9 protein-coding genes and 1 pseudogene are annotated in these 10,894 nt (G+C 43.8%); all 10 read right to left on the reverse strand.

Features of this window, described 5'->3' with window-relative positions:
* Positions 1-185: 185 nt before the first annotated feature.
* The 10 genes and pseudogenes from ACFQ03_RS16165 to ACFQ03_RS16210 all read right to left on the reverse strand — a co-directional run bounded on the left by ACFQ03_RS16165 (position 186) and on the right by ACFQ03_RS16210 (position 10,491).
* Complete coding sequence (locus ACFQ03_RS16165; RefSeq protein ID WP_379289391.1) at positions 186-3,551, reverse strand: DEAD/DEAH box helicase family protein; 3,366 nt, start codon at positions 3,549-3,551, stop codon at positions 186-188.
* On the reverse strand, positions 3,552-4,751 hold the full coding sequence (locus tag ACFQ03_RS16170) for a restriction endonuclease subunit S (RefSeq protein WP_379289405.1): 1,200 nt from the start codon (positions 4,749-4,751) through the stop codon (positions 3,552-3,554). It abuts the gene before it with no gap.
* Positions 4,751-6,206, reverse strand: a pseudogene (locus ACFQ03_RS16175) (type I restriction-modification system subunit M). Before ACFQ03_RS16175 ends, ACFQ03_RS16170 begins: the two are co-directional and overlap by 1 nt.
* A 118-nt stretch (positions 6,207-6,324) precedes the next feature.
* Positions 6,325-6,510, reverse strand: a complete 186-nt coding sequence (locus ACFQ03_RS16180; RefSeq protein WP_379289393.1) for a hypothetical protein — start codon at positions 6,508-6,510, stop codon at positions 6,325-6,327.
* 20 nt (positions 6,511-6,530) lie between these two features.
* Positions 6,531-7,505, reverse strand: coding sequence for a helix-turn-helix transcriptional regulator (locus ACFQ03_RS16185; protein ID WP_379289395.1), 975 nt, complete (start codon positions 7,503-7,505; stop codon positions 6,531-6,533).
* A gap of 40 nt (positions 7,506-7,545) precedes the next feature.
* On the reverse strand, positions 7,546-7,806 hold the full coding sequence (locus ACFQ03_RS16190; protein ID WP_144936914.1) for a hypothetical protein: 261 nt from the start codon (positions 7,804-7,806) through the stop codon (positions 7,546-7,548).
* 21 nt (positions 7,807-7,827) lie between these two features.
* On the reverse strand, positions 7,828-9,264 hold the full coding sequence (locus ACFQ03_RS16195; protein ID WP_144936911.1) for a PH domain-containing protein: 1,437 nt from the start codon (positions 9,262-9,264) through the stop codon (positions 7,828-7,830).
* Positions 9,257-9,748 (reverse strand): PH domain-containing protein, encoded by a 492-nt coding sequence (locus ACFQ03_RS16200; protein ID WP_379289398.1) that lies wholly within the window; start codon positions 9,746-9,748, stop codon positions 9,257-9,259. Before ACFQ03_RS16200 ends, ACFQ03_RS16195 begins: the two co-directional genes overlap by 8 nt.
* A 198-nt stretch (positions 9,749-9,946) precedes the next feature.
* On the reverse strand, positions 9,947-10,225 hold the full coding sequence (locus ACFQ03_RS16205; RefSeq protein ID WP_379289400.1) for a hypothetical protein: 279 nt from the start codon (positions 10,223-10,225) through the stop codon (positions 9,947-9,949).
* On the reverse strand, positions 10,222-10,491 hold the full coding sequence (locus ACFQ03_RS16210; protein ID WP_379289402.1) for a hypothetical protein: 270 nt from the start codon (positions 10,489-10,491) through the stop codon (positions 10,222-10,224). The genes ACFQ03_RS16205 and ACFQ03_RS16210 overlap by 4 nt, the downstream gene beginning before the upstream one ends.
* Positions 10,492-10,894: the final 403 nt, after the last annotated feature.

Raw genomic sequence — 10,894 nt, forward strand, 5'->3', positions numbered from 1 at the left:
ACTCGCGAAAGCCGCGAAGGGTAAGGAATTCGCGTTGCTAACCAGCTTATCATGCCCGCCTCTCCATATAAAATCGCTGTCTATTTACCCCACCCAGAGTAGCGAGGAAGCACTAAAATAGATGTCCATTTTAGTTACGCCCAGATGCAAGTAATTAAATTAGTGGTGTCTATAATCCGTAAAAACTAAGCCCCAGCAACCTCAGCGTTCTTATTAATCGTATCTATTATACCGATAATTGCTCGTGCATCGTCCAGATTATTGCTGAACAGTTCCGTTATACTGCCAACCGAGCGGAACGGCTCCTCTTGGAGTACGGATTTTTCAATGATACCGTTCTTAACTACATAATCGATAATCAGTTTTACAAACCGAAGTTGATTGACATTCAACCGATTTTCCTGCAGGAACACCATGAATGCTTCATTCGCGGCCTCCTGATCAAGTCCTACAACCTTCCTTACAAGCTTCGTTACTGGTAAATCTTTATATTCCCGCTCGTAATCTTCTTTGGTTCCGAGCTCTGCCCATAGAATATGTTCAAGCGTCTCCAAATCTTGTTTCGTTATCTGTTTATTGTTGCGCAATTTATAAATAGCTATTTGATCCTTGTTCGTCTGTAAATATTGGTTTACTTTTTTGCGGTAATTTTGCAGGTCATTGGTGTTATAAAAGCCGCGGCTCTCCTCCACAGCAAGCCACTCATCTTTAAAATTCGTATAATAAATTTGCTGCGTTTCCCGTTCCAGAAACTTAATAAGATCCCGTAAAGCAACACGAACTTTCTCCATTTCGAAGATGTCCGCTTCTTCCCAGAATTCTGCCATCATGACCTTCTCTATTACATCTCGCTGAGCGACGATTTGAGGAATCGTACCCAACTTGGAGAGTTTTTCTGCCGTCTCTATGACTTTGCGAATCGGTTTCGCCGATTGTGTCCCCTGAAGCTTAGCCAATTCGATGATCAGCATCATATAGTCAAACCGCTTTGCTAATTCATCGCTGTCTAAAGAAACGACAAGAGGAGCTATATACTCCTTCAAATCTCCCATATCGGTATCACTTAAGGAGTGCCATGCATTGTCATTTTTATACTTATGGACATATTGGATATGCTGCCTGATGCGAAAATGCTCCTCATTTAACGTACTCACGCTATCTTTCAACAGTTTTACCAATTCGGCGCGATGTGCGATATACTCTGGTTCTTGATAACGCAGTTGCTGAAGTTCACGTACAATCTGGGTACGTACATTGAATAATTTCTCCGATAAAGTTTCGGCAATATCGGTATCCTTCCCTTTTGGATTTGCCCGGAAAAACTCAAAGTTCCGACAAAAATCAAAGATCAAAAATTCCTTTTTGTCCTCACCAATACCATGAAGATCTTTACATAGCCGTGTTCCACGACCTACCATCTGCCAAAACTTCGACTTCGAACGAACCCTCTTGAAAAATACCAGATTGACAACCTCAGGGATGTCTACGCCTGTATCCAGCATATCTACAGAAACAGCAATTTGCGGAAGCTTGTTCCATAAGGAAAAATCATCAATCAGGGATTGATAATAATTTGTTTTGATATCAATGACCCGTGCAAAATGACCCTTCAATTCCGGATACAAGCTATCGAATCGCTCCACGATCGCAACTGCATGCCTATGGTTTTTGGCAAAAATGATGGTCTTACCCAGTTTGTCTCCGCCTTCAACCTTCAGACCCCGCTCCATCACAAACTGCAGCACCCGGTCTATCGTATCCCGGTTAAACAGCCACTCATTAATCGCTGCACTGTCGATATCCCGCGGCTCCTCATCTTCGTCTTCGAGCAGCACTTCTTCGTATTGTTCTTTCTCTTCTTCAGACAGATCATCGTAGCGGATGCCGTCATCCATAATCTTCGTCGTCGTTTCCACCGTGCGGTAATCCACCAAATGACCTTCCTTGACCGCTTGCTCAAGTTCATAGGCAAAAGTCGGAACGCCATTTTCCAGACGGAACACGTCATATGTGTTTTTGTCAACTTCATCTTTAGGAGTTGCTGTCAACCCTAAGAGGATGGCATCAAAATAATCGAATATGGCCTTATATTTTTTGTAGACGCTTCGATGCGATTCATCGATAATGATTAAGTCGAAGTGACCAACCGTAAACAGCTTTTTGCCGTCCTTCCGCTTGGCCTCGTCGATGGCATTCATCATCGTCGGATAAGTAGAGAAAACAATTCTCGCCGTCTCCGGGTTGTCCTTGCTGTCCAGCAGGTTGCACAGCGTCATATCGGGCAAATACTGGCTGAAGCTGTTTTTGGCTTGGCGAACAAGCGTGGTGCGATCCGCAAGGAACAGCACATTCTTCACCCAGTTATATCGGCTAAGCACATCAACAATGGCACTCGCGGTACGTGTTTTACCGCTGCCTGTCGCCATGACAAGCAAAGCGGTCCGCTGTCCCTTGTTTAATGCATCACAAACCGAAAGGACTGCTTCATGCTGATAAGGACGATTTACAATGGAGTTGTTGATTAGTACATCCTGCAGCGGCCTACAGATAGAGCGCCTGTTCAAGAGCAGCTGCAGCTCATCCTGACTGGCAAACCCGGATACTTGTCGACTGGCATAGTGAAGATCATCCCAGAAGTTCGTTACAAATCCATTCGTATAATAGATCAACGGACGCTGTCCATACCGCTGCTCCAAACAATCTGCGTAAAGCTTCGCTTGCTGCTTGCCCACATTGGGATCTGAACTTGTCCTTTTCGCTTCCACAACGGCAAGCGGCTTCCCGTTCTCGCCGAATAAAACGTAATCGACATAACCGCTCCCCTGGCCGTTTGGCATACCTTGTACTTCAAACTCTTCTTCTACATTTTTATTGAATATCCAGCCAGCCAACTTCAGCTCCAGATCAATATAACGTTTTCGGGTCTCGTATTCACTAATTTGATCCGGCACAAAGTCATACTCCTGTGTATTCTGTGCCTTGCGTTCGGCCAGCAGCTTCCGAAGCTCTTCGTTTTCTTTGATCAGATCTTCCAGCTTCCGGTCCTTCGAACCCAAGCGGTCGTATAAATCCTGCAGCTCCTGAGGTCTCACTTTCTCTTGATGCTTGTTCTCTTCCAATAGAAGTTGTTCATCAAAGCTTCTTGCGGTATAATCGACCGAATAGCAATAGTCGATCCAACTGATGAAGTTATGTAGGTTACGAAGTGACAGGATTGCTTCGCCGCGGCTGATCGTCGCATTCGAATGCACAGCGATATTGCCTAGCTTCGTAATATATTTTAGCTGAGGCAGCATGGATTGATCGATAACGCGGAGAAACGTTACATCGTGAATCAAGCTCGACAAATTATCTTGATAGGGAACCTTCAAGTCGCTATCATAGGTAAACAGCCATTTGACAGCAAGCTCTAATGCCCGCCGGCTGAGAATCGCGCAGGTCGCAGGGCTGACGACCAACGCCTTTTCTGCCTCAATACATGCGCCAGCAAAGCTGGCATAAGTTTTATTTGCACTGAGAAATTCAAAATTCGTTAGCTGCACGTCACCCATTTAGACCGTTACACCATCCTTCACTGTCAATTCGCCCTTGAAGGCTTTTTGAAGAAGTGCTTGGAAGTTGGATTCTAGTTGTTGGAGGGATTGAGATTGCTTTTCTTTTTCTTTTTCTATCTTTTTTAATACTGCTTCAAATCTATTCTGCTCGTCTATTGGTGGTAGAATAACATTTAAGGATTTTATAGCATTAAAGTTTAAACCAGACTTAACACCGACCTGGTCTAAAGACGCAAATTGAATTTTCCCTCCCGCACTTTCAAGGTAATGAGACACATAAAAGGGATTACATCTATGGTTAAGTCTTAATATGGATAAGTGTTGGTTTATATACGCCCCTTTTTCAGCTGTATACTCATCTACAACTGCAGTTCGACCAAGATCGGCAGTTATTGAAAGTAGCAAATCTTTATTCTTAACTCTTGTTCGCTCTGCTTCTTTCGTATTCGGGGCTTTTACATATATCACATCATCCAACCACAACTTTCCGTTTTTTACATTCTTTATGGTGATAAAAAGGTCTCCGGAACTTGCAAAGTGTTGGGCCCATCCCCTCGAACCACTCGTAAGAAAATCAAGTAGCGATTCCATTTGTACAACTTCAAATTTATATGGATTCTTAACCGGATCACCAAACATATCCAAAAACACAGCTTTAACTAATTCATCAAGCTTGGCTATTGCTTGTTTGCGTTTGTCAATTAAAGCTTGGGCTTTACTTAGTAAAGTAACAATAGTCTTTTGAGCAGTCATTTCTGGAAGGTATATTTCAATCTCACCTATGGCGGAGGTTCTTATACTAGGGTATGATTCGTCGACTATTAACTTACTAACGTTAAACCATCGTAAGAAATAACAAATATAACTTGGGTCTGCCAACTCGTTTTTCACATCAATAGTTGCCAAATGATTTACAACATATGAATCATATGTACATTGGTAGACCCTATTTTTCAAACAACTCATGCCGCTTTTAGCTAGTAACAATGTTCCTTTTCTAACTTTCTTTAATTTTAAAGCTTCCGCATGTTTCTCGCTAATTTTAGGAATTGTGTTAATATCGATACCAGCAAGAAGATCGTCTAGGTGACTAACTCTAATAAAAGGATATCCTTCATTTCCAAAATATTCATTATCCGGTGCAGTTGATCCAGCGGAAATTGAAGCTATCTCCTTTAGTTTGCATTTTTTCGCCATCACCCCAACAACGCCTCCAGTTCCGCAAGCCCTTCAACAATTTCATCCTCGAGTTGCTTAATAGAAGCGAGTATGACCTTCGGGTCCTCGTACTGAACTTCCTCATACTCCGTTTCCTTGTACCGATTGATGCTTAGATCATAGTTATTGTTACGAATCTCATCAACCGGAACCAGGAAAGACTTCTCGGTGCGTTTACGCTCTTTCTCTGCTTCCCATTTGCCAAACCGTTCCACAATGTCGGGGATATCATTCGCCTCGATCGGATTCCGCTTGTCATCAAGCGAGTAACCATCCGCCTTCATGTCATAGAACCAAACGTGATCTGTCCCGCCTGCACCTGTTTTGGTGAAGATCATAATTGCTGTCGAAACCCCGGCATATGGCTTGAAAACCCCGCTTGGCATTGAAATAATCGCTTCGAGTTTGTGATTCTCAACGATTTCCTTACGAATGGCTTTATGGGCTGTGCTGTTACCGAACAAGACACCGTCCGGCACGATGGAAGCGCAGCGTCCCCCTACTTTGAGCATACGCAGGAACAGAGCGAGGAACAGCAGCTCCGTTTTCTTAGTGCGAGTCACACGCAACAGATCCGCTGCTAACGAATCCGCATCAAGCGAGCCTTTAAACGGCGGATTGGCTAAGATTAACGTATATCTGTCCTTGTCGGTATTGTTTTCATTCAAGGAATCGCGGTATTCGATATTCGGATTATCCACCCCATGAAGCAGCATATTCATCGCACCGATACGCAACATCGTACGGTCCATATCGAAACCGTAGAACATATGATTGTTTGAAATGCTCTTTCAACCCTTGAACAAGAAAAAGATCGGCATGGTGGCGACGCAAATATTCACCTGCGGCAACGAGAAATCCTGCCGAACCTGCAGCCGGGTCGCAAATGATATCTTCGGGCGTCGGCTTCATCAATTCGACCATCATTTGGATAATATGTCTCGGCGTACGGAACTGTCCGTTCGTTCCAGCCGTAGCCACCTTGGACAGCAGATACTCATATAAATCCCCGCTGGTGTCCCTATCCTTCATATCAATCGAATCGATACCCTCGACAATCCGCACAAGCATATTCGGAGTCGGGATCATAAATATGGCATCGCCCATGTATTTGGCATAGGCTGAATCCTTATCTCCATGAAGCGTCTTGATGAAAGGAAACACTTCGTTCGAGACAACATCATACATCCGCTGAGGATCGAACGATTTAAATTGACTCCAGCGTAAGTACTGCTTGTCACTTGGAAACAGTCCGGTAAAAGGCAACGACAGCAGCACGGATTCGTTCTCCTTGCGCGTTTCCGCTTCGTCCAGACCTTTAATGAACAACAAATATGTAAACTGTTCGATTACGCTTAATGGATTGGTAATACCTCCGGTCCAGAATGTCTCCCAAATCCGGTCTACTTTTTGCCTTAATTCACCTGTAATCATAACGATCTCCTCTGCATGTTGATTCTTGTTTAATTATACTACGGACTGTCCTAATATGACATGTTTCTGCAAACTAACAAAATACAATCCCGCTTCCTTTGTTTTATACCCGAATTTTTCAGACCAAGCCTTGGCATTGAACCGTGTGGACTTCCACGTTCATAACCGGCCCAAATGCTCGGCATATTCGCATAAGCCAGGATTGCCCTTCCATATAGGAGGGGGCGATGACAATCTTGCGGCGAAACGGCTCTTTACGGATCGCATCATACAAACGTCCTAGAAACGTGGCTTCACTTTTCAAAACAGACACCTTCCTTTCGTCTATCGTTCAACAACAGCACTTGACAGCCCATACAACTGTCCCCAACGCTGTAGCTGTTCCTTAAACTTTTCCCGGACAAATGCAGGCTCTAAAATCTCCGCCGAAGGTCCGTACTGAACCACCCAATTCATAAACTCCCGCTCGTGATTGACGGTGACCTCGAATAATAAGCTGCCGTCCGGCAGATCGGTCATCTTCGGTCTCACAAACAATTCTTCTTCCTTAACATAACGCGCGACATCGGGATGGAATTTGATCTTAAAGGTAATTAAAGAATCTCCGCGCTCAATGGACCAGGTGTGCTTCATATACTGAGTGATGCTAAAATCACCCTTATCGAAATGATGTCCTGTCAGTTCTACATGGCGGAAACGGCTAATCCGAAACGTACGAATCTCCTGCTTGGCACGACAATAGCCGATCAAGTAAAACCGTTGATCCCGCGGGACCAGATAGTACGGATCAATTTCGCGCTCCGTTAATTCATTCCTATACTGCGTATGGTATACAGCACGGATCGTCTTCTTGGCTATGATCGCTTCCATGATAGGCAGCAAGAAGTTGGCACTGCTTTCCCGATAAGCTGGAGTACCCATTTGGATCATATCCGCGACATTTTCCAATGTATCGTACCGCTTCCGGGATTCTTTCACATGAGTTGCCATCACTTTGTCGTAAGCGGAATCAAAGCCTGGAGGCAATTTGCCGGTGTCCAACACGGAAGGAAGGACAGAAAACACCAACGCTTCCTGCTCCGTAAAATTAAGCGGGTACATGGCGAAATTCCCGACAAAGCGGTATCCTTTCCCGTAACCTTCGTTCGTAATAGGTGCGATCAGGTCCAGGATCCTCAAGTCCCTGTAAATCGTACGATCCGTTGTCTCACACTTATCCGCCAGCTCCTTGGCCGAAATCCCCGGATTGGCTTGAATGGCAAGCAGTATTTTAAAGAGTCGTAGCACTTTATCCGTCATGTTATATCTCCTATGGACTAATATGTAATGTAAATCCTTATCATAAATGGAAATTCGACACGCTTCCTAGTTCTTCCTGCCTATTGGCATGGGAAAAATGAATCATCCACTGTTTTTGCAACAGTCGAATAAGTGAATGCAAATCAATTGGAGCTTCTTTTCCCTCTAACATCAGCAGTCGAACAAACTGCATATGACCATTGCGTAATAGAGCTGGAGGCTCGCCTAGTTCTTTCCCCCACTCTTCCAAACCGGCGATTAAATTTAATAGACAATCTCTTACGGCTTGATCTGTTTCCATATAAACACCACCTGAATTAGACTAATGACTCTTATTTTTATACCATCCTAGAATCTCATTGCAGTCTTGTTTCGTGATCCCCGACATACGGTATTCCCATACGTTCGCAGGAGAATCGATCTCCATTTCCAGCTGATAAATACGAAATAACCGCTGCCACCATGATTGTCTGATACTTATGGATTCTATGGATTCACGCAAGAGGTACACAGTCGTCTGATTGAAGCCGGCTTTGCGTAAGATGAACAAGTTCGCCGCGATTTCCCATTTCGTCTTAACATAGACGTACTTCATGTATTTATAGACGATGTAAAGGACCGGAATGATTGTCAAAGACCATAAGGTGAAATAACAACCCACAAGTATACCGAATACGAGCAACGAGATAATTGGAATCTCTGTGGCAAATTTCGCGCTTCGATGTAAAGCTCGCTCGGGAGTTTGGAGTTGGAACTCGGGAAGCAACCGACCTAGCACTTCGACTAGTTCCGATGTACGTATAGAAGGAATAAGCAATTTGACTCTCCGTTCCCCTGAATATCCAACGCAATCCATGCATACAGAAGCATATCCATACAAACGCCCAAACATCAGCTCTTTGATTCGCAGCGATTGGATACGTTTCACCTGAATCTGCACCGATCTTCGCTCCACCCAACCATGATGAATGGAAATCACATCCCCGGCTCTCGATAGATGCCAACCTTTATAACGAAATTGTGCCATCCCTATGGAGAACAGCCAAGTAACCATTACGCAGATCCCCAAGAAAGCTGCCAAGTACAGTGTGACTTTTATGCTGTCATCTAAGGTTATCCCGCTCCAAGTCTCTTTCTTGAATAATTCCATGAAGCTGACTTGTTCTTCTTCCGGTGTAGGGAATAACCAACTCCACAAATGTTGAATGACAGCGATCGTGACAGGAAGTCCTAGCCAGAATGTATTCGAACTCATGGACAGCATTATGATTTCTTTTCTGGTAACGTGATGATCTTTTGACTCTGGAATCGCACTTCGGTTTTCGATCTGCCCAATGGATTTCTTGAGCAAATCTGCCGTCTTTCTGGATGTAATCAAGCGGGCATCGGCATCATCATTGGAATCGCTCGTTTGAAGTTCAACATTGGCGATCCCGAGCAGCCGATATATCCAGCTTTGCTCGATTTTTAAGTTATTGATTTTCATGAGCGGTATCGTTCTTTGGGTTACGGTAAATACACCTTTGGTAGTATGCAGCGCCTTGGAATCCAATTGATAGGTTTCTCTATACCAAGAAAGGATTGACCAACCACCAGTCACAATACCGTAGACTGTGGCCGCGATATATACCCAATCAGGTTGTTGTCCGGTTCCTGCTCGAATCTCGTTATATAGAAACGCGGTAAGGGGAATAATCGAATACCGGATTTGACTGTATATCTTATAAATGACGGTAATTGGATGATGCCGCTTAATCATAGTAAGTATCCTTGTTGTCTAATTTGGATAATTCGATGATTTGTCTGCGCAGCCGAACGGCATCCTCTTCTGTCAGTCCCACAATAAAGTGGTGATCTCCTGCCGTTGTAATGGTTAGCTCAGACAGGCCCAATCTTTTGGCAAGCATGTCTTGTTCTTGATCCACATGCAGCACCCGGCTGAGAGGAATAATGGAGGAGTTATCCGACCAGACATTCCCCCATCGAATCATCAGCTCATCGTCACCAAGGAGATAGCTTCTTCGAGAGTATTTTCTGTAGACCCCGTAACAAATAAAGACGAGTCCCTTAATGAAGAAAAATAGTATCGCCAGATAGGAAATTATGCTTAACCAAACCCAAGCAGGTAACCAAACTCCCCGGATAATTAACGGGATGCTGCCGAGCAGCATCCATTTGAACGTATGTAAGCCATACTTAATTTGCCAATATCGAATCACATTCGGGTGAAGCTTTTGTTCCAACTCAATCAACTCCTATTGCACTTTAAAAGATAATATATCGAAGAGCAAAGACAACAATCTGTCAGCGAACGAATGTTCGAAATGCAAAAAAAACGACTAATCAAACTTAGCCGTTTTCATCACTTGGTTGTTAGACTGATTCATTCAATTTTGACTTAATGCTGTGAACCGTCCTCCCGAATTTACCGCCTGAAGTTTCTATTTTTCACCAGGAAACAAAACAGCAACAATTCTAATCTCATTCTCAAACTGTTCAAAGTAAACCCTAAACCGCTTCACAACGATACGCGACAGTCCCATATAAGTGCCATCTTCCTCCGTATAAGCCTTACTTAAGACCAGATTGGAAAGTACAACTTCTGTTTCAAGAATCCATTGAGAAATGAAATCAAACGTTTCCTCGGGGGAAAATCGCTCGCTGCGAAACTGGGAGAGTTTGTTTCTTACCACCGGAGACCATAGAACTACGCGTTTCATGTTCGAAAGTCCTCGGGGGAAAAGGACTTTAGCATTTCCGATGTGCTCATGGCTTTGCCTAGCTTGAATTCTCTCCTGCTTTGTTCAATCATGGCTCTCAGTTCTGGATTGGCTTCAGCATCAGCTTGAATGGATCGCTGTTCTTCCTCTTGTAAGACGAGAGTGAACGTCCCTTTTCCAGGAATATGAAATTGATAAACAGAGTTGTCACGGCTCATATTCGCGATGTTCTCCATTAACTCTTCCGGTGAATTTACCTTTTCCATTCGATGTCACCCCTGTCATAAACATTTCCGCTCTTTGATCACAGTATAACATAGCCCGCTTCAATTGCAGAAGCAAATCAGCCGACTTCTCGGACCGTATTATCGCTCCAGACAACAATCTGTAGGCGAACAAATGTTTGAGTTGTGAGAAAAACTCCTATCGGATCTTCTTCGAAGACGAACAACCCGGTTTTCATGTAGCTTTTTATGCGAATAAGAGTCTTGTTACACCAATTTGATTACTGTAAACCGCAAGACTCTTATGTGGTAAGAAAGAAAAGGCCCGATGCGGATGCACCGGGCGAGAAGATAAGTTTTGATATAAATGTTGCATAATTGTAGTTAGAATAAAAAGTGGACATCCCTTAAGTGAAAATAGATAATAACCGTATAAGGGAGAGGG

Source organism: Paenibacillus residui (assembly GCF_042677205.1).
GTDB lineage: Bacteria > Bacillota > Bacilli > Paenibacillales > NBRC-103111 > Paenibacillus_L > Paenibacillus_L residui.